Raw genomic sequence first — 23,483 nt, 5'->3', positions numbered from 1 at the left:
TCCGGTGAAGGACCGGACTGTGGAGGACACCCCCGGGTCCCGTCAGGGCGGGGACCGCGCGCAGTACGGCGTGTGCGTGTTCCTCGCCCTGCTGGGCACGGCCGTGATCGTGGACGCCCTCGGCATCCCGCACATCACCAGCGGCACCGACCCCGTCGGCCCGCGCGCGGTGCCGCTGATCCTGGGCGCGCTGCTGCTGGTGCTCGTGGTGTTCTACGCCGTGGATGTGGCCCGGGGCGGCCGCGGTGAGCCGGAGGCCGGCGAGGACGTCGACCTGTCCCAGGGCGCCGACTGGCGCACGGTGCTGCTGCTGGTCGGCGTGTTCCTGGCGAACGCGCTGCTCATCGAGCGCCTCGGCTGGGTGATCAGCGGCGGTCTGCTCTTCTGGGGCACCGCCTTCGCGCTCGGCAACCGCCACTACGTCCGCAACCTCCTCATCGCGGCGACGCTGTCCCTGACGACGTTCTACGCGTTCGCGATCGGCCTCGGCGTGAACCTCCCCGCCGGTGTCCTGCAAGGAATCCTGTGAGGCCTGGGCGATGGACAACCTGAACAACCTCATGCAGGGCTTCGCGGACGTCATGGACCCGATGAACCTGCTCCTCGCCCTGATCGGCGTCCTCGTCGGCACCGCAGTGGGCGTGCTGCCGGGCATCGGCCCGGCGATGACGGTGGCGCTGCTGCTGCCGATCACGTACGGCATGGAGCCGGTGCAGGCGTTCATCATGTTCGCCGGCATCTTCTACGGCGGCATGTACGGCGGCTCGACGACGTCGATCCTGCTGAACACCCCCGGCGAGTCCTCGTCCGTGGTCACCGCCATCGAGGGCAACAAGATGGCGAAGGCGGGCCGCGCGGCCCAGGCCCTGGCCACGGCCGCCATCGGCTCCTTCGTGGCGGGCACGATCGGCACGCTCTTGCTGGTCCTGGTCACGCCGTTCGTGGTGGACCTGGCGGTCAGCCTGGGCGCGCCCGACTACTTCGCGCTGATGCTGCTGGCGTTCATAGCGGTGACGTCGGTGCTGGGCTCGTCCCGCATCCGAGGCTTCGTATCCCTGCTCCTGGGCCTGACGATCGGCCTGGTCGGCATCGACTCGGTGTCGGGCCAGCAGCGGCTCACCCTGGGCATACCGCAGCTCGCCGACGGCATCGACGTCGTCGTGGTCGCGGTCGGCATCTTCGCCGTCGGCGAGGCGCTGTGGGTGGCCGCGCATCTGCGCCGCCGGCCGGCCGAGGTGATCCCGGTGGGCCGCCCGTGGATGGGCCGGAGCGACTGGAAGCGGTCCTGGATGCCCTGGCTGCGCGGAACGGCGTACGGCTTCCCGTTCGGCGCGCTGCCGGCCGGTGGCGCGGAGATCCCGACGTTCCTGTCGTACGCCACGGAGAAGCGGCTGACCAAGCACCCCGAGGAGTTCGGCAAGGGCGCCATCGAGGGCGTGGCGGGCCCGGAGGCCGCGAACAACGCGTCGGCGGCGGGCACCCTGGTGCCGATGCTGGCGATCGGCCTCCCGACCAACGCCACGGCGGCCGTGATGCTGGCGGCCTTCCAGTCGTACGGCATCCAGCCCGGCCCCCTGCTCTTCGAGCGCGAGGCGAGCCTGGTCTGGGTCCTGATCGCCAGCCTGTTCATCGGCAACCTGCTGCTGTTGCTGCTGAACCTCCCGCTGGCCCCGGCCTGGGCGAAGCTGCTCCAGATCCCGAGGCCGCATCTGTACGCGGGGATCCTGTTCTTCGCGTCGATGGGCGCCTACGCCGTAGGCGCCCAGCCCCTGGACCTGTTCCTCCTGCTCACCCTGGGCCTGCTCGGCTTCGCCATGCGCCGCTTCGGGCTGCCGGTCCTGCCGCTGATCGTCGGCGTGATCCTGGGCCCGCGCGCGGAGCTGCAGGGCCGGCGCTCCCTCCAGCTGTCCGGCGGTGAGCTGTCGGGGCTGCTGGGCGGTCCGGTGTCGTACACGGTCTACACGACGGTCGCGCTGGTCCTGGTGTGGCCGCTGATCCGTCGCTTCGTCCTAAGCCCTCTGCGCGCGCGAAACGCCGCCGCCTGAGACATCTGGAGTCCGAGATGACCATCCTGGTCGGCTACGTCCCCTCGCCCGAGGGGGAGGCGGCCCTGCGCGCGGCGATCGGCGAGGCCCGCCGCCGTGAGGAGAAACTGCTGGTGGTGAATACCACCCGGGGCGACGCGCTCGTGGACCCGCGCTTCGCCCGGGAACCCGACCTGACCCATGTCCGCGAGGATCTCGCGGCGCTGGGCGTCGACTTCGACATCCGCCAGGTCCTCGGCGCCCGGGACGCCGGCGAGGAGATCATCGACCTGGCGGAGCGGCTGGACGCCTCCCTGGTGGTGATCGGCCTGCGCCGGCGCAGCGCGGTCGGCAAGCTGATCATGGGCTCGGCGGCCCAGCAGATCCTGCTGGGCGTGGGCTGTCCGGTGCTCGCCGTGAAGGCGGAGGGCTGACGATGATGCTGCGTACCTTCGGCTGGTCGTTCGCCGTCACCGCGGCCGGCCTGGCCTTCGCCGCGTGGCAGTGGGGCTGGGAGGCCTTCGGGATCGTCCTGATCCTCTCCATCCTGGAGATCTCCCTGTCCTTCGACAACGCGGTCGTCAACGCCGGGATCCTGAAGAAGATGAACGCCTTCTGGCAGCGCGTCTTCCTCACCCTGGGCATCCTGATAGCGGTGTTCGGCATGCGGCTGGTCTTCCCGGTGGTGATCGTCGCCGTCAGCGCCAAGGTCGGCCCCGTCGAGGCGGTCCAGCTCGCCCTCGACGACCCCGACCGCTACCAGGACCTGGTCACCGACGCCCACCCCGCGATCGCCGCCTTCGGCGGCATGTTCCTGCTGATGATCTTCCTGGACTTCATCCTGGAGGACCGCGACATCACGTGGCTGGCTTGGCTGGAGCGCCCGCTGGCCAGGCTCGGCAAGATCGACATGCTGGGGGTCTGCCTTGCGCTCATCGCCCTGCTGGCGACCGCGATGACCTTCGCCACCCACGCACACGTCAGCACCGGCAACGCGGACAAGACCGCCACCGTGCTGCTCTCGGGAGTCGCCGGACTCATCACCTACCTCGTGGTCGGCGGCCTGTCGGCCCACTTCGAGGACAGGCTCGAGGAAGGGGAGGAACACGAGCACGAGCAGGAGAAGGCCCGGGCGCAGGGCGAGCCGGTCTCCGCGGTCGCCCTCGCCGGAAAGGCCGCGTTCTTCCTCTTCCTCTACCTCGAGGTCCTGGACGCCTCGTTCTCCTTCGACGGAGTGATCGGCGCCTTCGCCATCACCAACCACATCTTCTGGATGGCCCTCGGCCTGGGCGTCGGCGCGATGTACGTCCGCTCGCTCACGGTCTACCTGGTCCGCCAGGGCACCCTCGACGACTACGTCTACCTGGAGCACGGCGCGCACTACGCGATCGGCGCCCTCGCCGTGATCCTGCTGATCACCATCCAGCACCAGATCAGCGAGATCATCACAGGTCTGATAGGCGTCGTCCTGATCGCCGCCTCCTTCCTCGCCTCGGTCCGCCGCAACAAGGCGCTGGAGGCGTCGGGGGCGGATGAGGTGACGCCGGACGACAAGGCGGAGGTGCCGTCAGCAGTGTGAGCGGAAATCCAGCCCCGCCTGGGGGTACCTCTGGGGGTACCTCCGGACGGAGTCTGGGGGAGGTAGCTGGGGGAGATTGAGGCGCGGCGTCGCCGACGTGGCCACCTCGCGCAAGAGGCTGGAGATGCAGCTCAACCAGCTCCAGGGCTGGGGCGGAGCCCCGGTCAAGGCGCGCCCGCCACAGGCGTCAGGCTCTCCGGCGCCTGAAGAGCAGGCGGGGAAGCGCCGCCGGAACCGGCCGACGGGTGACCGCGTCCGACGGCAACGGCGCCGCCGCCAGCGAATCCGCCGGCAGCTCCGTGCTCACGTCCCGCGGCTCCAGCCGCAGCACCCGGCACTCCCGCCCCCACCGCTCCGGCATCCGCTCCGCGTCCGGCGCGTTCAGCCGCTTGCCCTTCAGCTCGGCGACCGCCGCCTCCCACGCCTCGGAGCCAGGCGCGAGCTCGCGCACCTCGGCCGTCCAGGCCACCAGCCGGCCGCCCTTGTCCTTGCTGCGCACGGTCACCTCGGCGCGGCCGCCGTCCGTGAGCCCGGGGAGGGGCTGCTCGCCGGGGCCGTCGCCGACGACATACGCGGCACCCTCGTGCCACACATGCCACAGAGCACGCTCGGGTCCGTCGCCGCGCACCCAGATCAGGCCGGACTTCTTGGCGGCCTCCTCGACGAGCGCCTGGCCGAGCAGCTTGTCTGTCATACCCGGCAGCCTAGACGATTGAGATCGAGCAAAGGGGGGCCTTGCATTCCCCGCCCCGCCGTGAGGCGAGGCGGGCGGTCAGGCCTAGATTGTCAGTCGCACTCATGCCGTATAGCCGTATATCCGTCTGCCGCTCACCGACCGCGCCGGCCTGCTCAGGCTGCGACGGGGAGGTCCGCCCGCCGGCTCGTCATCTGCGGCCTGATGACGGTCAGGGCTATTCGGCGCTGGCGAGGACGTCGGTCAGCGCGGCGACCGCGTCGTGGGCGTCGGGGCCGGTGGCCCGTACGGTCACCGTGCTTCCGGCCGTGGCCCCCAGGCCCATGACGCCGAGGACACCGGTGGGATTGATCGTTTTGCCGTTGTAGTCCAGCTCGATGGTGCTGGAGAACTGACCCGCTGCGCGGGCGAGCTGCCCGGCGGGGCGGGCGTGGAGGTTCGCGGGAAGCACCACGGCTGCTTCGTGGCCGGTGGCGGCGGGGGAGGTGTCAGAGCTTGCGGACATGGCGGGCCTCTTCAGCGGACTTGACGACGGTGTGCAGATCGGCACCGGACGCGGCGGCGACCACCGCGGCGACGGCGCCCTCGACAAAGGGAGCGTCGACGATGACGGCGTCCGGGCGGGGGTGGTCGTCCAGGACGGTGCGGGCGGTCAGAACGGAACTGCCGAGGTCGGGAAGGACCAGCACCCCGGCGCCCCGGTCCGCGTCCTTGATCGCGTTGAGCACGAGGCCGTAGCTGGTGCCGATCCCGCCGTCGTCGGTTCCGGCCGCGGTGACGACGGGAACGGCGGCGGAGCCGATCTGCTCCACCAGCAGGCGCAGACCTGCAGCGAGCTGGGCGCTGTGGGACACGAGTACGATGCCGACGGGTGTGCTCATGAACAGTCACATTAAATCCCGGAATGCTGTTCGGCAATACTGAATCGGAGATCTCGATGGTCCAGTCCGTGCACAGGGCAGTGCAGATCTTGCGGGAACTCGCCTCCGGCGGTCCCCGGCTGGGCGTGACCGAGCTGGCTGACCGGCTGGGCGTCGCAAAGCCCACGGTGCACGCACTGCTGCGCACGCTGGAGATCGAGGGCCTGGTCGGACAGGACCGGGACAGCTCGAAGTACCAGCTGGGGCCGAACCTCGTGCAGCTGGGCAACGCCTATCTGGATACGCATGAGCTGCGGACGCGGTCGTTGACCTGGTCGGACGCTCTGGCCAACCGCACCAAGGAGGCCGTGTGGGTGGGCGTCCTCACGGGCGACCACGTGCTGATCGTCCACCATGCGTTCCGCCCCGAGGGTGCGGTGCAGATTCTCGAGGTGGGTGCGAGCATCCCGTGGAACACATGCGCCCTGGGCAAGGCCGTCGTGGCGTCGTCGCCGCCGGATGTGCGCGAGCGCCTGCTCGCCGGAGAGCTGGCGGTGCTCACCGGCGCCAGCATGACCGACCGGAAGGCGCTGGCAGACCAACTGGAGGAGGTCCTGAAGGCCGGTTACGCGCTGGAGGACCAGGAGTCGGCCATCGGGGATGCGGGCATCGCCTCGCCGGTCTTCGACCGTTCCGGGGAGGTGGCGGGTGCCATCGGCATCGTCGGCCCGGTCGAGCGCATGCTGGGTGAGTCGACGCGCCGGGAACTCGCCGTGGCCGTGCGGGAAACCGCCCGCAATCTCTCCCGCGACCTGGGGGCCCCGCGCCGGGCCGCCTACGCCCCGGGCGCCTGAGACGCACAGCCCGGCATCGCGGCCTCGCCCCGGCACGGTACTGCGGCCGACCGGGTGCTGAGCCTCTTGACAAGCGTGAAACATGGGCTTAGCTTCCGGAACATTGTTCATCAATGATGAACAATGCCGGAGAGGGTGGTCCGTCGGGTTCCCACAGGGCCGCCGGTTTCCGCCCAAGACAGCAGGACCCTGCGCTGCTCTCCCGTTCACAGCCCGCATCACGCGGAGGAGGTGAAGCGTCCGTGCCGGCGTCGGCGCCGGAACTATGCGACCCGTCCGGACATGGCGGGTGTCTCCACCACGGTGTGCAGGGCGGATGCCGACATGCTGTCCCTGTGGGACGCACCCGTGAACACCTCCGCCCTGCGACGGGGCCGCCTGAACCGGGTCGGGGGCGGGGCTGTGCATCGGGCGCGGCCCTCCAGAGGCAGTCGTGTGAACTGCGCCCCGCCCCCGGCTCTTCCAACCACCGACCCCGTATGCACCGATCATCGAACGGAGACCCCCATGGACATCGACCTCGCCCGTGCGTGGGTGAAGGCCATTGCCGTCGCCGTGGATCAGCACAAGGATCACCTCACCCAGCTCGACTCGGCCATCGGCGACGCCGACCACGGCGTCAACATGCACCGCGGCTTCTCCGCCGTCACCACGGCTCTGGAAGGCGTCGAGCCGGACACGGTCGGAGCCGTTTTCATCAAGACCGGCACCACCCTCATCTCCACCATCGGGGGCGCTTCGGGACCGCTGTACGGGGGCGCCTTCCGCGCATTGGGCAAGGCCCTGGACACTCCTGCCGCCGAACCGCTCGCGTTCGCCGGGGCACTCGCCGCCGGTCTGGAAAGCATCCAGAAGCTGGGCACGGCCGTCCCGGGCGACAAGACGATGATCGACGCGTATGCGCCCGCGGTGGCTGCCTTCGAGGAGCAGATCCGTCAGGGAGCCGGCTTCGCCGCCGCGGCAGCGGCTGCCGCCGACGCCGCCGAGGAGGGCATGCGCGCCACCACGCCCCTGCAGGCACGCAAGGGCAGAGCCTCCTACCTCGGGGCGCGCAGCGTCGGCCACCAGGACCCGGGGGCCACCTCGACGGCCCTGATCTTCCGTGCCCTCGCCGACACAGCGGCCCATGCGTGACCGACCGCTCCACCCGCACCAAGCGTCAACCGGCTCCTGGCATCGGCCTGGGATGACCCGTTTCCGCCCGGCGCTTGCTGCGGCCCACTGTCACAAGAACTGCCACGGAGGTTTCCTCGCATGAGTCTGACACTCCGGGCGGCCTCGCCCCTGCGGATCGGTCTGGGGCTGGCGGCCGTCGGCCGACCCGGCTACATCACGCTGGGTCGGGACACGGATCTGCCCGCCGTCCGCTCGGCCGAAGCCCTCAGACAGCGGGCCTTCGCCCTGATGGACGCGGCCTATGCCCAGGGGGTGCGCTACTTCGATGCCGCCCGCTCCTACGGGCTGGCGGAAACGTATCTCGCCCAGTGGCTTCAGGCCCGTCCCGACGGCACGGACATCGTGGTGGGCAGCAAGTGGGGCTACACCTACACCGCCGACTGGAGCACCCAGGCAGACGTCCACGAGGTCAAGGACCACAGCACGGCCGCGTACGACCGGCAAGTCGCCGAGACCCGCGCCCTGCTGGGAGACCGGCTCAATCTGTACCAGACTCACTCCGTCACACCGGACAGCCCCGCACTGAGCGACACCGCCCTGCATGAGCGGCTCGCACGACTGGCGGAAGAGGGCGTGACCGTCGGCCTGTCCACCAGCGGCCCGAACCAGGCGGACACCATCCGCGCAGCACTGTCGGTCACGGTGAGCGGAAGGCCGCTGTTCCGCAGCGTCCAGACCACCTACAACCTGCTGGAGCGCTCCGCAGGTGAGGCGCTGGCCGAAGCACACGACGCCGGCTGCGCGGTGATCGTCAAAGAGGCCCTGGCCAACGGCCGCCTGGCCGACCCCCATGTTGTGGCACCCGAGATGAGCGCTCTGCGGGAGATCGCCCAGCAGACCGGTGCCTCGTGCGATGCCGTCGCCCTCGCCGCCGTCGCCGCCGAGCCCTGGGCCGACGTCGTGCTCTCCGGAGCCGCCACGGTCGACCAGCTCACCAGCAACCTCGCGGCAGCGCGCGTCAAGTTCCAGCCCACCCAGCTTCAGCGGCTCACCGAGCTGGCCGAACCCGCCGGCGCCTACTGGACGCACCGATCACAGCTGGCCTGGGCGTGAGCCGCACCGCCAGCCCCTCCATCTGACCTCAACACCCCGCCGTTTTGGGCCCCGGCGGTCACGACGCCCGTCTGCCCTGGCGAGATCTGGCGCCACTGGGCCGTGGCGCGAGCCTGCGCCGGGGCGGAGCTCCGGCGCAGGCGATGGCAGGCGTCATGGCAGCGACGGCATGCACGTTTGCTGCACGAGCTGCCAGACCTCTTCGGGACTTTCGCGGGTAAGGGCGATGGCGGCAAGAGACGAGCAGGCGTCGTAGCGCAGGCGGCGGATGCGAGCGCGGACTTCGTCGAGCGCGGAGGGGGCTGCGGAGAGGATGTCGACGCCCAGACCGATGAGCAGGGGGGTGACGAGTGGGTGGGCGGCGGCGTCACCGCAGACGGAGACCTGACGGTGGTGGCGGTGTGCGGCGGTGACGACCTCGGCGATGGCGTTGAGGACGGCAGGGTGCGCGGCCATGGCCGGGGTGGCGGCGGGGTCGCGGCGGTCGATGCCCAGGATCTGGCTGGTGAGGTCGTTGCTGCCGATCGAGAAGAAGGCCGCTTCGCGGGCGAGTTCATCAGCCGCGGCGACGGCTTCGGGCAGTTCGACCATGATGCCCAGCGGGGGTGCGCCGACGCCGAGTTCGACGGCCGCAGCATCGAGAAGGGCGCGGCAGGCGCGCAGTTCATCGACGCTCGCGACCATGGGGATCATGATGCGCAGGTCGGTGTCGGCTCCGGCGCTGAGCAGACTGCGGAACTGGTCTGCGAAGGCGTCGGGTTGGGCGAGCATCAGCGGCAGGCCGCGGCCGAGCCGCTCGCCCTCAAGGCCCTTGGCGAGGAACGGCGGCAGTTTGTCGTCGGCGAAGTCGAGGGTCCGGGCGGTGACGGTCTGCCCGGCGAGGGCGCGCAGCACCGGGACGAGGGCGGCCGCGTGCTGGTTGCGGGTGGGCCAGGCGGCGCGGTTGAGAAAGGGCAGCTCGGTGCGGAGCAGGCCGACCCCGTCGGCGCCGGCGGTCAGGACGGTCCGGGCCTCGGCCTGCGTGGCCACATTGGCCCGCAGAATGATGTCGTGCTCGTCCAGTGTCCGGGCCGGCAGGTGGCGCTCTTGTGCGAGCGCGAGCCTGCGGCGCCGCGCCGCGTCGACGGCCCGCAGAGCGGTGGCGCGTTCGTCGTCGCCGGGATGGACGACGGCGGTGGCCCGGTCGGTGTCGAGGAGGATTTCCTGACCGTCGGGCAGCTCCAGCAGCTGCGGGTCGACGGCGAGCAGGAGAGGGATGCCCTGGGAGCGGGCGACGATCGCAGCGTGGGAGTTCGGGCCACCGGTGACGGAGACGGCGCCGGTCACGGTCTGGCCCGGTTCCAGCAGGTCTGCCGCGCCGATCTCGTGGGCCACCAGGATCAGGGGCTGGTCGGGGGCGGGGCCCGTCTCGCCGTACAGGTGGGCCAGGACACGGCGGCCGACCTGGCGCACATCGGCCGCACGGTCGGCGAGTGTCGGGTCATCGAGGGCGGCGATGACTCCGGCGTAGGCGTCGATGGCCTGCCGCACGGCGACGGCCACCGGCTGGCCGCCGTGCGCTCGCTTGATGGCCTGGTCGCGCAGATCCGCATCCTGCGCGATGTAGCCGTTGACCTCCATGATGTCGGCCTGTTCGTCCTTGCCCTGTTCGCGCAGCGAGGCGGACAGCTCGAGCAGGCGGGAGGCGACGGCGTCGAAAGCGTCGGTGATCTGCTGTGCGCCGTCGCCGTTGGTGCGCTGCGGCAGCGAGCTGCGGGTGGCGGGCCGGTCGGTCCTGAGCAGGAAGCCCAACGCGGTGCCGGCTGCGGCGGTGCGCCCTTCATAGGTGAGGCGGTCTGTCATCGGGCCACCGCCGTCTCGGCCAGGGCACGGAAGATCAGGGCGGTGGAGGCGGCGCCGGGATCCTGGTGGCCGACGCTGCGGGCGCCGAGGTATGAGGCGCGTCCCTTGCGGGCCTGCAGCGGGGTGGTGGCGCGCATGCCGTCCTCTGCGGCGTCCGCTGCGGCCAGGGCGGCCGCGGCGAGGTCGGCTCCGGCATCGGCCTGCTGCTGGAAGGAGGCCAGTGCGGGCGCGTAGGCGTCGATCATGGTCTTGTCACCCGGCGAGGCTGCGCCGAGCTTCTTGATGCTGTCCAGGCCGGCGGCGAGTGCGTGGGCGAATTCCCCCGGTGTGGCCTTGGGGGCATCCAGCATCTTGCCGATGGCGCGGAAGGCGCCCCCGTACAGCGGGCCGGAGGCGCCGCCGACGCTGGAGATGAGGGTGGTGCCCGCCTTCACCAGCAGGGCGCCGACGGTGTCCGGCTCGACGCCTTCCAGGGCCGTGGTGACGGCGGAGAAGCCGCGGTGCATGTTGACGCCGTGGTCGGCGTCGCCGATGGCCGAGTCGAGCTGGGTGAGCTGGTCCTTGTGCTGATCCACGGCGGTGGCGATGGCCTGCACCCACGCGCGGGCGAGGTCGATGTCCACGGAATTCTCCGTTCGATGCGTGCGTAGCGGGTTCACGAGCAGATGAGCCGGGGGCCGGCCGCTTGATGCGGCAAGGGGTGCGGTCCGGGGAGAGCTGGCTGCGAAGGGCTCTGGCCCGGGCCCTTGAGGACATCGCGGCCGGCCCCCGGCTCGGTTCAGGCGCCCCAGCGCAGGGCGGGGGTGTTCACGGGCGCGTCCCACAGGGCGAGCATGTCGGCATCGGCCTTGCACACCGTGATGGAGACGCCCGCCATGTCCAGGCTGGTCACGTAGTTGCCTACCAGGCTGCGGGCGATGGTCACGTTCTTCGCGGCGAGCACCTGCGCCACCTCGTTGAACACCACGTACAGCTCGATGAGCGGGGTCGCGCCCAGGCCGTTGACCATGACGATGGCGTCGTCCCCGGCGGCCAGCGGCTGGTCGTCGAGGATCGCGTCCAGAGCAGTGGCCACGATCTCCTTGGCGGGGCGCAGCTTCTCCCTGCGGCGGCCGGGCTCGCCGTGGATGCCGACGCCGACCTCCATCTCGTGCTCGGACAGGTCGAAGCCGGGCTTGCCGGAGGCAGGCGTGGTACACGCGGTCAGGGCCACGGCGAAGGACCGGGAAGAGGCATTGACCCGCTTGGCCATCTCGGCGACGGCGGCGAGGTCGGCGCCCTGCTCGGCGAGGGCCCCGGCGATCTTCTCGACGAAGACGGTGGCCCCGGTGCCGCGGCGGCCGGCGGTGTAGGTGGAGTCCCGGACGGCGACGTCGTCGTCGACCAGGACGGTCTCCACACTGAGGCCTTCCTCGGCGGCGAGTTCGGCCGCCATCTGGAAGTTGAGGACGTCACCGGTGTAGTTCTTCACGATGAACACCACGCCCGCGCCGCCGTCGACGGCCTGGGCCGCGGTGAGCATCTGGCCGGGGACGGGCGAGGTGAACACCTCGCCGGGGCAGGCCGCGTCCAGCATGCCCAGCCCCACGAAGCCGCCGTGCAGCGGCTCGTGCCCGGAACCGCCCCCGGACAGCAGGGCCACCTTGCCCGCTCTGGTGCCAGCCGTGCGGGTGATCACCTTGTTCTCCGTGTCGACGTTCAACCCCGAGTGGGCGGCGGCGATACCGGACAGGGCGTCGGCGAGGACCGCCTCGGGCGCGTTGATGAGCTTCTTCATGACAGGGCTCCTTCGGCCGTGGCGGGCTCAACCGCCGGGCTCTGGGCGGGGGTTGCGGCGATTGCCTTGTTGAGGGCGACGTAGAGGAAGCCGGCGACGACGGCGCCGATGACCTCGGCGGCCAGGTAGACCGGCAGCTGGTCCCAGTGGACCGTGCCCCCGAACAGCTCGCCTGTGATCATCGGGCCCAGTGTCCTGGCCGGGTTGATCGACGCCGCCGTGGCCGGCGCCACCGGGATGATGATCGCGAAGACGCCGAGGCCGATGGCCAGGCCCGCGAAGCCGCCGGGCGCGCGCCGGTCGATCGCGCCGAACACGATGAACGCGAGGAGGAACGTGCCGACCGCTTCGGCGAAGAAGGCCTGCCCGGCCCCTACACCGGTGCCGTAGGCGGCGATGCCGAGGCCGACGTCGACCGCCTTCTTTCCCAGGACCCCCACGATCGCGAGCGCGCCCAGCACCGCTCCAGCCACCTGGGCCGCGATGTAGCCGGGGACGTCCCGCCAGGGCATCTTCCTTGTGGCCGCGAGCGCCAGCGTGATGGCCGGGTTGATATGGCAGCCGGAGATGTGGCCGATCGCGTAGACCATCGCGATGACCGCGGTGGCGAACGCGAGCGAGATCATTCCCAGCTGCGCCATGGTGAACGGGGCATCGCCTGCGACGATGAGCGTCGCGGGGACCGAACCGACGCCGATGAACACCAGCACGGCGGTGCCCAGCATCTCGGCGAGGAGTTTCTGAGGGTAAGTGTTCTCTTCCATAGTTGGGCGCCCACGCCACATTGCATGGGGCGCTCACCTCCTCCGCATGAGCGGGTGTGAAGGGAGGGGGCCGCCAGGTGGTCAGGGTCGGGCAACCTGGCGGCCGGCTCATTGGGAACCGGAAAGCCAGCGGCATCCGGGCAAGCGATTCATCATGGATGAACTGTGTTCCGAGAAATTAAGTCCACGTTTCGTGGCTGTCAAGAGGTTCGTCGGCTGCCTTTGTAGGGCGGTCGACCGCAGGAAGGGCGATGTGCACCACCGGGACGCGACCGTCGGCGAGCACCGCCTGCTGCATCGAAAAAATTTACAGCGGGTTCCGTATTGATGAACGGCGTTCCGAGATTTAGCGTAGCCGTTCATGAACGCACTTGTTGGCATCGTCCTTGTGTCCCACAGCGCCGAGCTGGCCTCGGGTCTTCGCCTGCTGGTGGAGCAGATCGGCTCGGAGGACGTCCCCGTCGCTGCCGCCGGAGGAACCGACGACGGCCGGATCGGCACCAGCTATGACCTGGTTCTCAACGCGATCAAGGACGCCGACCGCGGGGGTGGCGTCGTCGTCCTTCCCGACCTCGGCAGCTCCGTCCTGACCGCCCGCACCGTCCTGGAAGACCACCCCCGCCCCGACGTCACCCTCGTCGACGCGCCCTTCGTCGAAGGAGCCGTCGCAGCCGTCGTCACGGCCGCATCCGGCGGCGACCTCAAGACCGTCGCCGACGCCGCCAAGGAGGCCCGCAATGTCCACAAACTCTGACTCCACCGCCACGACCACGGCCGGTCACGAAAGTGACGTCGTCCTGCCCGCCAACCTGCACGCCCGCCCGGCAGGGCAGCTCGCCCGCGCCGCAGCCGAATTCGCCAGTACCGTGCAGCTCGAATACGCCGGCCGGACCGTCAACCCGACCGGCGTCCTGGCGGTGATGGGCCTGGGCGCCACGGCCGGAAGCACCGTGACCGTGCGTGCCGACGGCCCTGACGCCGAACAGGCCGTCGCGGCACTGGCCGGCATCCTCGCCACGGCCGAATAACCCCGCCGCCCGGCCCCGAGAGCGCCGCCGCCTGCGGCAGTGCACTCAGCCGAACAGATGCACCATTGAGGTGTGGGATCACCGAAAACCGACAAGCCGCCAGCGCCCGGCGGCGAGACGGAAGGCTCTCGGTTCGACATCACCGATGCGGCAGTCGTGGTGGTGGACTCATACGGCCTGGTCCAGCACTGGAGCGGTGGTGCCGAGGCGCTGTTCGGCTACGCCATGACGGACGCGGTCGCACACCCGGTCACGGAAATCCTGGCGATCCCGTGGGACGAGCGCTGGGAGATGGCCGAACGGAGCCTGGCCGGACGAGGATGGACGGGCACGCTCACCGCGCACCGCCGCGACGGCAGGCCCCTGCAGATCAGGGCGCAGGCCTGCCCGCTGGGCCCCGATCGCCAGGCGAGCTGGCTCATCGTGGCCGCCGACCTCGCCACCACTCAGGCGCGGGAGCGCGAGCATGCGATCCTGCGCGGACTGTTCACCCAGTCTCCGTTCGGGCTGGCTGTCGTGGACCCGCAACTCAGATTCGTCATGATCAACCCTGCCCTGGAACGCATGGAGGGTGTCCCCGCACGGCTGCGGCTGGGCCGCGCACTGAGCGACACCGTTCCCGAAGAGGCCGGTCCGATGACCGAAGCCCGCGCCCGGGAAGTAATGGAGACCGGTGAGCCACAGGTCGTCGTCTCCCACGCCGATCCCCCGGGCGCTTCTTCCTCCTATCCGCCGCACGTCCGCTCCCGCTCCTCCTTCAGGCTTCAGGACCCCGCCGGCCACACCCTGGGCATGGGCCAGGCGGTACTCGATGTCACCGGCTACTACCGTGCGCGACGGCACCTTGCCTTGATCAACGAGGCCGGCGTCCGCATCGGCAGCACGCTGGATCTGGACCGCACCGTCCAGGAACTCGCCGAGGTGCTGGTGCCGCAGGTCGCCGACTTCGTCGCCGTCGACCTGTCCGCTGCCGTCATCCACGGTCACGAGCCCGATCCGGTCCTCATCGCCGGGTCCGCCGAACTGATCCGGCGCGCTCAGCAGTCCATCCGAGACGATCTCCCGGAATCTGTGGCGCCACTGGGGGCACGGGTCACCTACTCCGAGACATCGCCTCAGCACCGCTGCGTTGCCACCGGCCGTCCCGTGCTGGACCCCGTCGTGGACCTGTCCACCCCCTGGCTGTCCCAGGACGCGGCGCGCTCGGCCAAGCTGAGAGAAGTCGGCATCCACTCCCACCTGGTGGTCCCCCTGCGCGCCCGCGGCATCACCATGGGCGCGACCACCTTGGTGCGCTGGAAGAATCCCGAAGCCTTCGACGCCGACGACCTGCTCCTGGTCGAAGAACTCGCCGCCCGCGCGGCCGTCTGCATCGACAACGCCCGGCGTTTCGCACGCGAGCACCGCGCCGCCCTGTCCCTCCAGCGCAACCTGCTCCCCAAGGACCTGCCGACCCCGACCGCCGTGGACGTCGCCTACCGCTATCTGCCCGCCGACACCCACGCCGGCGTCGGCGGAGACTGGTTCGACGTGCTGCCCCTGTCCGGCACACGCATCGGACTGGTCGTCGGAGATGTCGTCGGCCACGGAATGAACGCGGCCGCCACCATGGGACGCCTGCGCACCGCCGTCCAGACCCTCGCCGACCTCGACCTGCCGCCCGATGAGCTCCTCGCCCACCTCGACGACCTGGTCGCCCACCTCGACGAGGCGGAGAGCGCGGACCGCCATGTCCCCGGCGTGATCGGAGCCACCTGCCTGTACTGCGTGTACGACCCCATCTCCCGCACCGCGGACGTCGCCCGTGCGGGACATCCCCCACCCGCCATCGCCCACCCCGACAAAGCCGTCGAGTTCCTGGACATCCCAGCAGGACCCCCGCTGGGACTGGGCGGCCTGCCCTTCGAATGCACGCAGGTACCGATACCGGACGGAAGCGTCCTCGCCTTCTACACCGACGGCCTCATCACCGCCTCCTCCGACCGCGACATAGATCTTGGCTTCACACGGCTGGCCTTCGCGCTGGCGTACCCCGACCGCCCGCTGGAGGAAATCTGCGACGACATGGAGCACCTGCTGCTCCCGGACCGTCCCCGCGACGACGTCGCCTTTCTCGTCGCACGCCCACGCTCCCTCAGCGAAGAGAACGTCGCGACCTGGCGCCTGCCCCGCGAGCTCACCGCCGTCGGCCAAGCCCGGTCCCTCACCACCGAGCAACTCGACGCCTGGGATCTGGAAGATCTCGCCTTCACCGCCGAACTGATCGTCAGCGAGCTGGTGACCAACGCCATCCGTCACGCCTCCGGCCCCGTCAGCCTCCGCCTCATCCGCGACGTGAACCTGATCTTCGAAGTCTCCGACGGCAGCCACACCTCCCCCCACCTGCGCCGCGCCCACACCAACGACGAAGGCGGGCGCGGACTGTTCCTGGTGGCCCAGTTCGCCCAACGCTGGGGAACCCGCTACACGACGGACGGCAAGACCATCTGGGCCGAACAACTTCTCCCGTGAACGGCCACCCGTAGCAGCACCGAGGCAGCCGAGCAGTACCCGGCCCGGTCAGTGCCGGGCGCCGGCCCCTGGGCGCCCGGCCGCCGCCCCGCTAGAGCCAGCCGTTGCGCTTGAGCGTGCGGTGGATCGCGAAGCAGACGCCCAGGATGCCGGTGAGCACCAGGGGGTAGCCGTAGCGCCACTCCAGCTCCGGCATGTACTTGAAGTTCATGCCGTAGATCCCGCACACCGCCGTCGGCACCGCGATGATCGCCGCCCACGATGTGATCTTGCGCATGTCCTCGTTCTGCGCCACCGTCGCCTGCGCCAGATTCGCCTGCAGGATCGAGTTCAGCAGTTCGTCAAAGCCGATGACCTCCTCCTGCACCCGTGCGAGGTGGTCGGCGACGTCCCGGAAGTACTTCTGGATGTCCGGGTCGACCAGCCGCATCGGCCGCTCGCTCAGCAGCTGCATGGGTCGCAGCAGCGGGGTCACCGCCCGCTTGAACTCCAGCACCTCACGCTTGAGCTGGTAGATCCGCCCGGCGTCGCTGCCGCGCGGGCTGCCCTTCGCGGGCGCGGAGAACACATCGATCTCGACCTCGTCGATGTCGTCCTGCAGCGCGTCGGCCACCGCGATATAGCCGTCCACGACATGGTCGGCGATGGCGTGCAGCACCGCGGACGGCCCCTTGGCCAGCAGCTCCGCGTCCTTCTGCAGGCTGTGGCGCAGGGCGCGCAGCGAGCCCTTGCCGCCGTGCCGGACGGTGATGACGAAGTCCCGCCCGGTGAAGCACATCACCTCGCCGGTCTCCACGACCTGGCTCGTCGCCGTCAGTTCGGAGTGCTCGACGTAGTGGACCGTCTTGAAGACGGTGAACAGCGTGTCGTCGTACCGCTCCAGCTTGGGCCTCTGATGTGCGTGGACCGCGTCCTCGACGGCGAGCGGGTGCAGCCCGAACTCCGCCGCGATTCCGGCGAATTCCTCCTCGGTCGGCTCGTGCAGCCCGATCCAGGCGAAGCCGCCGCCCTCGCGCACCCGCAGCATCGCCTCGTGCGGCGTCAGGCAGCTCTCGTCCTCCAGCCGCCGCCCGTCGCGGTAGACGGCGCAGTCGACGACCGCACTGGAGGCGGACGCGTCGCGGGTGGGGTCGTACGCGTTGTACGAGCCGTATGCGCCGTTCTTGCGCAGTGCGGGGCGCAGGGCGGGACGGACCACGGCACGCAGGTCACGGATCATCGACATGGCTGGCTCCTTCACGACTGAAGGCCGTCGGCGGCATACGAGGCACAGCCCGGAACGGGGACGTGAGGCGGGCCGGTGCGCATGGGCGACCGGGGCGCGCACGTCCGCAAAGCGGGCGGCACCGCGAGTCCGTGGAAGGGACGGCGTTCGCTGCAGACAGGCGGAATGCAAAGGTGACGTGCTCTTCCGGCGTGCGCCGTGCGGGAGGCTCAGCTCGCCCGTGAGGTCCGGGCAGATCCCGGGAGGCCCCGGCGGATCAGACCGGGGTCAGCTCATGGACGGAGTGAAGGCGGTCCGGAAGAGCGGCTGGTACTGCACGATCGACTTCGATCCATCGCAGCCCCACCTCCTCCGGCCGGTCCCCCGTGGGGGATGACGTGTCGTCGGGTTACGGGTCTCAACGCGAGTGCCCCGACCAGCGGCCAAGACTATCAGCCGACTGAGGGCCAATCCTTTCCTTTGCCCGTTCCATACGCGCTTTATGCTCGCCGCATGGAAGATGTTCTTGCTCTCGTCGAGACACGGTTGCGTACGGCGCTCGGGGAGCCGGACGCGCGGGCGTCGGTCACCTTCCTCGGCACAGACCGCATCGAGGTGCTGCGCTTTGTGGACCGGGGCGGCGACATCGTCCGCTACGCCACGCTCGGCATGTCCGCCCAGCCGATGACGGACCCCACGGCGGCCCTCGCCGATCCCGTGAAGGGTCCGCGCGCGGAACTGGTCCTCTCGGTGCGCGCCGGTCTCGCCGACACCGACAAGGTGCTCCGCCCGCTCGCCGTACTGGCTGCCTCGCCGCAGGTCGAGGGGGTGGTCGTGGCCCCCGGGGCCTCGTTGGACGTGGGCGGGCCGCTGTGGCCGGGCGCGCCGTTCACCTCGGTGCTGGTCGCGGAGCCGGGCGGCCTGGTGGAGGACCTGGAGCTGGACGCCCCGAGGGATCCGGTGCGCTTTCTGCCGCTGCTGCCGATGACGCCCAACGAGGCGGCCTGGAAGCGGGTCCACGGAGCGCAGGCTCTCGAGGAGCGCTGGCTCACCGGCGGAACCGATCTGCGCGATCCGCTGCGCAGGTCAGCGGCCCTGGACTGAGCGGTTGAACGCGACGGCGGTGCGCTCCGGACGGGTGATCGTCCTTGACGCGGCGACGGCCGGAGAGGACCGTGGAACGCTATGAGGGGCGAACCCAGTTGCCCGAAGTGCGGTGGCCGGGTCAGGGCGCCCGGTCTCTTCGCCGACTCCTGGCAGTGCGATGTGCATGGGGCCGTGCACCCGCTGCAACCGGTGATCCCGCCCAGCGTCGAGGCCCTCGGCGTCGTCGTGCACCGGGCCGAGGTGCCGGTGTGGATGCCGTGGCCGCTGCCCGTCGGCTGGCTGTACACGGGCGTGGCCTATGCGGGCGACGACCGCAGCGGCGGCCGGGCGACCGCCGTCGCCTGCTCGGGCCCCGGGCCCCTGGGCGGCCTGGGTGAGCTGCTGCTGGTCGCCGAGGAGCTCGGCGTCGGCCTCGGCGCGCGCTATGCGGGCACGGACGGCCCCGACCCCGGCCCGCACATCTGCGTCGACAAGCAGCCCGAGGCGAAGGTCCTCGCGGCCGGCCGGCCCACCCCTCTGTGGCATGTCGCGGGCGCGCCCGACGACCGCGCGGTCTTCGCGGGCGAGGCGCGCGGGCTGTGGCTGTGGGCGATCGCCTGGCCAGAGCAGTCCGGTCTGCTGATGTACGACGAACTGGTCCTCACGGATCTGCGGGACGCGGGCGCGGAGGTCGAACTCCTCCCCTGCGGGGCGCTCTCCCCCCGACTGCTGTCGTAGCCCCTCCGGGCCCGGGCGCCCACCGGCTATGGCGTTGGACACGCGACGGTCCCGGCGCCGCCGGGGGGCGGTTATCCTGGAGCGTCCCCCTCTCCGCCCCGAGCCGCTCCGGAGTCACGCGTCGTGCGCATCGACCTGCACACCCACTCCACGGCCTCGGACGGTACGGACACCCCGGCCGAGCTGGTGCGCAACGCCGCCGCGGCCGGACTGGACGTCGTCGCGCTCACCGACCACGACACCACCCGCGGCCATGCGGAAGCCGCCGCCGCGCTCCCCGAGGGCCTCACCCTCGTCACCGGAGCCGAACTGTCGTGCCGTATCGAGGGTGTGAGCCTGCACATGCTCGCGTACCTCTTCGACCCGGACGAGCCGGAGCTGCTGCGCGAGCGGGAGCTGGTGCGCGACGACCGTGTGCCGCGTGCGCGGGCGATGGTCGCAAAGCTGCGGGAGCTGGGCGTTCCCGTCACCTGGGAGCAGGTCGCCCGGATCGCGGGCGACGGCTCGGTCGGCCGGCCCCACATCGCCTCCGCCCTGGTCGACCTGGGCGTCGTCGAGACCGTCTCCGACGCCTTCACGCGCGAGTGGCTCGCGGACGGCGGCCGGGTCTTCGTGCCGCGCCACGAGTTGGACCCGTTCGAGGCGATCCGCCTGGTCAAGGCCGCCGGCGGGGTGACCGTCTTCGCGCACCCGCTCGCCGTCAAGCGCGGCGAGGTGGTGCCCGAGGAGGCCGTCGCCCGCCTCGCCGCCGCGGGTCTCGACGGCATCGAGGCCGACCACATGGACCATGACGCCGCCACCCGCGCCCGGCTGCACGGGCTCGCGGCCGATCTCGGGCTGCTGGCCACCGGCTCCAGCGACTACCACGGCAGCCGCAAGACCTGCCGGCTCGGCGAGTACACGACCGACCCGGAGATCTACGGCGAGATCACGCGCCGGGCGACGGGAGCGTTCCCCGTCCCGGGCGCCGGGGGACCGCGCCCGTAGTCCTCGCCCGCCCCTGTACGACCCACGTCACCGCAAGGCCTCACTGTGTTCGACGCTGCCCTTTTCGGCTCTCTGTTCCTGACCCTTTTCGTCATCATGGATCCCCCCGGGATCACTCCGATCTTCCTCGCCCTGACTGCGGGCCGTCCGGCCAAGGTGCAGCGCCGGATGGCGTGGCAGGCGGTCGCCGTGGCGTTCGGCGTGATCACCCTCTTCGGCATCATGGGCCGGCGGATCCTCGCCTATCTGCATGTGGACGAGTCCTCGCTGATGATCGCGGGAGGTCTGCTCCTGCTGCTCATCGCGCTCGACCTGCTGACCGGCAAGACGGACGAACCCAAGCAGACCAAGGACGTCAACGTCGCGCTGGTGCCGCTGGGCATGCCGCTGCTGGCGGGCCCCGGCGCCATCGTCTCGGTCATCCTCGCCGTCGAGAAGGCGGACGGCCTCGGCGGCCAGATATCCGTCTGGGCGGCGATCGCCGCGATGCACGCGGTGCTGTGGCTGACGCTGCGTCACTCGTTGCTGATCATCCGCGTCATCAAGGACGGCGGTGTGGTGCTGGTGACCCGGCTGGCGGGCATGATGCTCTCCGCGATCGCCGTGCAGCAGATCATCAACGGTGTCACCCAGGTCGTCCGGGGTGCGTGAGCGGCGCGCCGCCGGCTATGAGGTGTACGAGGTGTACGAGGCACCGGCGGAGTCCGCCGGGCGGATGTAGATGCGCTGCCCGATGGCCGCTGCCTGCTGGACCAGCCGGTTCACGGAGGCGGCGTCCACCACCGTGCTGTCCACCGCGGCGCCGTCGATGTCGTCGAGTCGCATGATCTCGAAGCGCAAGATGACTCTCCCTTCGTCGTGAGCGTACGTACGGTGAGAACAGGTGCCCTCCAGAAAACATTCCCTACGCTAAGGAAATTTTTTGGATGGCTAACTACTCGCGAGTAAGGCCGCGCCCCGCGGACAATGAGGCCGGTATGAACGACGCCCGTATGAACGACTCAGAGAACGGCTCCCCACCGGGGCAGGACATCGCCGCCCGTCTGGACCGCACCAACGCGCTCCTTGAGCGGATGCTCGCGGAGGTCGCCAAGACCCCGTCCACGCATGCCATCTTCGTGGACGCGGGTTACGTCTATGCTGCGGCCGGGTTGCTGGTCACGGGCACCGAGGACCGGCGCGCCTTCGACCTGGACGCGGAGGGGCTGATCGACGCGTTCATCGACAAGGCCCGCACGATCTTCGCCGACAGCAGGCTGCTGCGGGTCTACTGGTACGACGGCGCCCGCCGCCGCATCCACACGGCCGAGCAGCAGTCCATCGCCGGGCTGCCGGATGTGAAGGTGCGGCTGGGCAACCTCAACGCCAGCAACCAGCAGAAGGGCGTCGACTCCCTCATCCGCGGCGACCTGGAGTCACTCGCCCGGCACCGCGCCATCAGCGACGCGGCGCTGGTCGGCGGGGACGAGGATCTGGTCTCCGCGGTCGAGGCGGCGCAGGGATACGGGGCGCGGGTCCATCTGTGGGGCATCGAGGCGGCCGACGGAGGCAACCAGGCGGAGCCGCTGCTGTGGGAGGTCGACAGCCAGCGCACCTTCGACCTCGACTTCTGCCGGCCCTATGTCACCAGGCGGCCCGTGACGATGTACGAGGGGGAGGGCGCGGGTGACGCCGACGCACAGCAGCCGCCGCCCTCCCGCGACGAGGTGCGCTTCGTCGGCGCGCAGATCGCGGCGGCCTGGCTGGCGGAGCGGGGGCGCGACGCGATGACGGAGCTGCTGCCGGGGCACCCGTATCTGCCCGGGCCGATCGACCAGGACCTGCTGATCGAGGCGGAGCGCGTGCTGCGCGGATCGCTGCGCGGGCACGCCCAGCTGAGGCGGGTGCTGCGGGACGGCTTCTGGCAGCATCTGCGGTCCGTCACCTGACCGCCGCTGAGTCAGAGCGGGGCGTCGCACCGCTCCCAGAACGCCGCGACCGCCTCGGCCGTCTGCGCCGGCCGGTCCGTGTTGGGGGAGTGGTCGGCGCCCGCGATGACCGTACGGCGGGCGCCGAGCCGCTCGGCCATCGCGTCGAGCAGCGACACCGGCCAGGTGTCGTCCCGCTCGCCGGACAGCACATGCTTGGGCAGCCCCCGTACGGCGGCGAGTTCGCCGACCCGGTCCGGTTCTGCCGTCAGCTGCCGCCCGGTGGCCAGCAGCTGGGCGGGCGTGTGACGCAGCCAGCGGCGGCGCAGATCCGCGCCGTTTCCGGCCTCGGCCGCCGCGTCCTCCGGCGGTTCGAACGCCTGCATGGCCTCCCACACCTCCGCCATGCTCATCGTGGCGAGGGCCTCGCCGAGCAGCTTGACCTTCTGCTGCTGGGACGGCGCGATCTGCGCGGGCCCGGAGGAGACGAGCGTGAGGCTGGCGAAGGGCGCGGCGTCGAGGAGCACGGCGGCGCGGGCGATCTGGCCGCCGAGCGAGTGCCCGAGCAGGTGCAGGGGCCTGGCGTGGCCGCCGCCGTCCCGGACCGCTTCGGCCTGCGCCAGTACGTCCCGCGCCAACTCGCCCTGCGCATAGGCCTGCGGGTCGTCCGGCCCGGGCGTCTCGTACTGCCCGCGTCCGTCGACGGAGACGACCCGGTAGCCCGCGGCGGCGAGCGGCTCCAACAGCGCGATGAAGTCCTCCTTGCTCCCCGTGTATCCGGGCAGCATCAGCGCGTCCGCGCGCGGCTCGCCCGCGGGCAGCGCCTCCAGCACGGCGAACTCCCCCCGCGCGGTGCGCAGTGCGCGGGCACGGGCGGAGGGGGGCGGGGTGAACGTGGGCGGCCGACTCATGACACGAGGCTATCGCCGCGGCTGGGCCGGCCGTCCCCTGGGTTTGCGCGGCGGCCGCAGACAGATTCGCCGTTGGGGGTTCGTACCTGTCCGTGGACGGGGCACGCGGCGCGAAGGCGCCGTGCCCGGGAGCCCGCGGGTGCGGCCCGCACGGACGCACACCTCCGCGGGGGCCGGGGGCGCAGCCCCCGGTTTCGGGAAGGGGCGGGGTGGGGGAGAAACCGCCGAGCCCCAGGACCCCGCGGCGAAGGCGGGCCTGGGGCTCGGGCGTCAATGGCCGTGACGGCCGTGAGGAGGCTCAGTCCTCCGGCTGGGTGCGGCGGCGGGTGCGGGTGCGGCGGCGGGGCTTGCGCTCCGCGGGAGCGGCATCTGCGGCGTCCGCGCCTGCGGCGGGCGTGCCCTCCGGGGCGGCCTGGGCCTGCGGGGCGGCCTGGGCCTGCGGGGCTTCCGCGGGCGTGCCCGCCCGCGTCCGACGCCGACGCCGCGGG

At 71.0% G+C, this 23,483-nt stretch carries 25 protein-coding genes and 1 pseudogene; 15 read left to right on the top strand and 11 right to left on the bottom strand.

The window, feature by feature from the left end; translation table 11 throughout:
- Positions 1 to 4: 4 nt before the first annotated feature.
- Genes QCN29_RS29885 through QCN29_RS29870 form a run of 4 tightly spaced genes read left to right on the top strand, consistent with a single transcriptional unit; the run spans position 5 to position 3,603 of the window.
- Positions 5 to 529 (top strand): tripartite tricarboxylate transporter TctB family protein, encoded by a 525-nt coding sequence (locus QCN29_RS29885; RefSeq protein WP_279932079.1) that lies wholly within the window; start codon positions 5 to 7, stop codon positions 527 to 529.
- A 10-nt stretch (positions 530 to 539) separates the two neighbouring features.
- On the top strand, positions 540 to 2,045 hold the full coding sequence (locus tag QCN29_RS29880) for a tripartite tricarboxylate transporter permease (protein ID WP_279932104.1): 1,506 nt from the start codon (positions 540 to 542) through the stop codon (positions 2,043 to 2,045).
- Positions 2,046 to 2,062: 17 nt separating this feature from the next.
- A complete protein-coding gene (locus QCN29_RS29875) occupies positions 2,063 to 2,458 on the top strand; it encodes a universal stress protein (RefSeq protein WP_279932077.1) in 396 nt (131 codons plus the stop codon).
- A gap of 2 nt (positions 2,459 to 2,460) precedes the next feature.
- Positions 2,461 to 3,603, top strand: a complete 1,143-nt coding sequence (locus QCN29_RS29870; RefSeq protein WP_279932076.1) for a DUF475 domain-containing protein — start codon at positions 2,461 to 2,463, stop codon at positions 3,601 to 3,603.
- A gap of 187 nt (positions 3,604 to 3,790) precedes the next feature.
- On the opposite strand, the gene QCN29_RS29860 is transcribed toward QCN29_RS29870, so the two are convergent.
- The 3 genes from QCN29_RS29860 to dhaM (QCN29_RS29850) form a co-directional block, all read right to left on the bottom strand.
- On the bottom strand, positions 3,791 to 4,297 hold the full coding sequence (locus QCN29_RS29860) for a hypothetical protein (protein WP_279932075.1): 507 nt from the start codon (positions 4,295 to 4,297) through the stop codon (positions 3,791 to 3,793).
- A 217-nt stretch (positions 4,298 to 4,514) separates the two neighbouring features.
- On the bottom strand, positions 4,515 to 4,802 hold the full coding sequence (locus QCN29_RS29855; protein ID WP_240136672.1) for an HPr family phosphocarrier protein: 288 nt from the start codon (positions 4,800 to 4,802) through the stop codon (positions 4,515 to 4,517).
- Positions 4,786 to 5,178: a dihydroxyacetone kinase phosphoryl donor subunit DhaM gene (gene dhaM / locus QCN29_RS29850; RefSeq protein WP_240136673.1), complete on the bottom strand. Its 393-nt coding sequence runs from the start codon at positions 5,176 to 5,178 to the stop codon at positions 4,786 to 4,788. Before dhaM (QCN29_RS29850) ends, QCN29_RS29855 begins: the two co-directional genes overlap by 17 nt.
- Positions 5,179 to 5,201: 23 nt before the next feature.
- On the opposite strand from dhaM (QCN29_RS29850), the gene QCN29_RS29845 reads away from it, so the two are divergent.
- The 3 genes from QCN29_RS29845 (at position 5,202) to QCN29_RS29835 (ending at position 8,240) form a co-directional block, all read left to right on the top strand.
- Positions 5,202 to 6,011, top strand: coding sequence for an IclR family transcriptional regulator (locus QCN29_RS29845; protein WP_279932074.1), 810 nt, complete (start codon positions 5,202 to 5,204; stop codon positions 6,009 to 6,011).
- Positions 6,012 to 6,518: 507 nt separating this feature from the next.
- Positions 6,519 to 7,145, top strand: coding sequence for a dihydroxyacetone kinase subunit DhaL (gene dhaL, locus QCN29_RS29840; RefSeq protein ID WP_240136675.1), 627 nt, complete (start codon positions 6,519 to 6,521; stop codon positions 7,143 to 7,145).
- Positions 7,146 to 7,265: 120 nt separating this feature from the next.
- Complete coding sequence (locus QCN29_RS29835; protein ID WP_240136676.1) at positions 7,266 to 8,240, top strand: aldo/keto reductase; 975 nt, start codon at positions 7,266 to 7,268, stop codon at positions 8,238 to 8,240.
- 153 nt (positions 8,241 to 8,393) lie between these two features.
- Here QCN29_RS29835 and QCN29_RS29830 read toward each other — a convergent pair whose 3' ends face one another.
- From QCN29_RS29830 to QCN29_RS29815, 4 genes are all read right to left on the bottom strand, one after another.
- Positions 8,394 to 10,082, bottom strand: coding sequence for a phosphoenolpyruvate--protein phosphotransferase (locus QCN29_RS29830; RefSeq protein ID WP_279932073.1), 1,689 nt, complete (start codon positions 10,080 to 10,082; stop codon positions 8,394 to 8,396).
- Entirely contained in the window at positions 10,079 to 10,705 is a 627-nt protein-coding gene (dhaL, locus tag QCN29_RS29825) for a dihydroxyacetone kinase subunit DhaL (protein WP_240136678.1), read from the bottom strand. Before dhaL (QCN29_RS29825) ends, QCN29_RS29830 begins: the two co-directional genes overlap by 4 nt.
- A gap of 155 nt (positions 10,706 to 10,860) precedes the next feature.
- Positions 10,861 to 11,859: a dihydroxyacetone kinase subunit DhaK gene (gene dhaK, locus QCN29_RS29820; protein WP_279932072.1), complete on the bottom strand. Its 999-nt coding sequence runs from the start codon at positions 11,857 to 11,859 to the stop codon at positions 10,861 to 10,863.
- Positions 11,856 to 12,623 (bottom strand): MIP/aquaporin family protein, encoded by a 768-nt coding sequence (locus QCN29_RS29815; RefSeq protein WP_279932071.1) that lies wholly within the window; start codon positions 12,621 to 12,623, stop codon positions 11,856 to 11,858. Before QCN29_RS29815 ends, dhaK begins: the two co-directional genes overlap by 4 nt.
- 361 nt (positions 12,624 to 12,984) lie before the next feature.
- On the opposite strand from QCN29_RS29815, the gene dhaM (QCN29_RS29810) reads away from it, so the two are divergent.
- The 3 genes from dhaM (QCN29_RS29810) (at position 12,985) to QCN29_RS29800 (ending at position 16,162) form a co-directional block, all read left to right on the top strand.
- Positions 12,985 to 13,377: a dihydroxyacetone kinase phosphoryl donor subunit DhaM gene (dhaM, locus tag QCN29_RS29810; protein WP_279932070.1), complete on the top strand. Its 393-nt coding sequence runs from the start codon at positions 12,985 to 12,987 to the stop codon at positions 13,375 to 13,377.
- The gene (locus tag QCN29_RS29805) at positions 13,361 to 13,651 is read left to right on the top strand and encodes an HPr family phosphocarrier protein (protein WP_279932069.1); all 291 of its coding nucleotides are present in this window, start codon (positions 13,361 to 13,363) and stop codon (positions 13,649 to 13,651) included. Before dhaM (QCN29_RS29810) ends, QCN29_RS29805 begins: the two co-directional genes overlap by 17 nt.
- A gap of 72 nt (positions 13,652 to 13,723) precedes the next feature.
- Positions 13,724 to 16,162, top strand: coding sequence for a SpoIIE family protein phosphatase (locus QCN29_RS29800; RefSeq protein ID WP_279932068.1), 2,439 nt, complete (start codon positions 13,724 to 13,726; stop codon positions 16,160 to 16,162).
- A 91-nt stretch (positions 16,163 to 16,253) separates the two neighbouring features.
- On the opposite strand, the gene QCN29_RS29795 is transcribed toward QCN29_RS29800, so the two are convergent.
- Positions 16,254 to 17,387, bottom strand: coding sequence for a magnesium and cobalt transport protein CorA (locus QCN29_RS29795; RefSeq protein ID WP_240136683.1), 1,134 nt, complete (start codon positions 17,385 to 17,387; stop codon positions 16,254 to 16,256).
- 492 nt (positions 17,388 to 17,879) lie between these two features.
- Between QCN29_RS29795 and QCN29_RS29790 the strand changes: the two genes are divergently transcribed.
- From QCN29_RS29790 to QCN29_RS29775, 4 genes are all read left to right on the top strand, one after another.
- Positions 17,880 to 18,470: a suppressor of fused domain protein gene (locus QCN29_RS29790; RefSeq protein ID WP_240136684.1), complete on the top strand. Its 591-nt coding sequence runs from the start codon at positions 17,880 to 17,882 to the stop codon at positions 18,468 to 18,470.
- Between the two features lie 81 nt (positions 18,471 to 18,551).
- On the top strand, positions 18,552 to 19,190 hold the full coding sequence (locus tag QCN29_RS29785; protein WP_279932066.1) for a DUF6758 family protein: 639 nt from the start codon (positions 18,552 to 18,554) through the stop codon (positions 19,188 to 19,190).
- 123 nt (positions 19,191 to 19,313) lie between these two features.
- Complete coding sequence (locus QCN29_RS29780) at positions 19,314 to 20,177, top strand: PHP domain-containing protein (protein ID WP_279932065.1); 864 nt, start codon at positions 19,314 to 19,316, stop codon at positions 20,175 to 20,177.
- Between the two features lie 45 nt (positions 20,178 to 20,222).
- Positions 20,223 to 20,828: a MarC family protein gene (locus tag QCN29_RS29775; protein ID WP_279932064.1), complete on the top strand. Its 606-nt coding sequence runs from the start codon at positions 20,223 to 20,225 to the stop codon at positions 20,826 to 20,828.
- A 15-nt stretch (positions 20,829 to 20,843) separates the two neighbouring features.
- Here QCN29_RS29775 and QCN29_RS29770 read toward each other — a convergent pair whose 3' ends face one another.
- Complete coding sequence (locus tag QCN29_RS29770) at positions 20,844 to 21,017, bottom strand: hypothetical protein (RefSeq protein WP_240136688.1); 174 nt, start codon at positions 21,015 to 21,017, stop codon at positions 20,844 to 20,846.
- A gap of 137 nt (positions 21,018 to 21,154) precedes the next feature.
- Here QCN29_RS29770 and QCN29_RS29765 point away from each other — a divergent pair, with 137 nt between their 5' ends.
- Positions 21,155 to 22,105 carry an NYN domain-containing protein gene (locus tag QCN29_RS29765; protein WP_398860232.1) on the top strand — a complete coding sequence of 317 codons (951 nt, stop codon included), beginning with the start codon at positions 21,155 to 21,157 and terminating at the stop codon, positions 22,103 to 22,105.
- A gap of 11 nt (positions 22,106 to 22,116) precedes the next feature.
- Here the strand turns inward: QCN29_RS29765 and QCN29_RS29760 are convergent, their stop codons facing one another.
- Positions 22,117 to 22,995: an alpha/beta fold hydrolase gene (locus QCN29_RS29760; protein WP_279932063.1), complete on the bottom strand. Its 879-nt coding sequence runs from the start codon at positions 22,993 to 22,995 to the stop codon at positions 22,117 to 22,119.
- 298 nt (positions 22,996 to 23,293) lie between these two features.
- Positions 23,294 to 23,483 (bottom strand): annotated as a pseudogene (locus tag QCN29_RS29755) (hypothetical protein); the annotation flags it as partial.

It is taken from the genome of Streptomyces chengmaiensis, from assembly GCF_029846775.1.
GTDB classification, from domain to species: Bacteria; Actinomycetota; Actinomycetes; order Streptomycetales; family Streptomycetaceae; genus Streptomyces; species Streptomyces chengmaiensis.
Note: the sequence above shows the minus strand (reverse complement) of the source record. Positions and strands in the feature narration are given on the sequence as shown.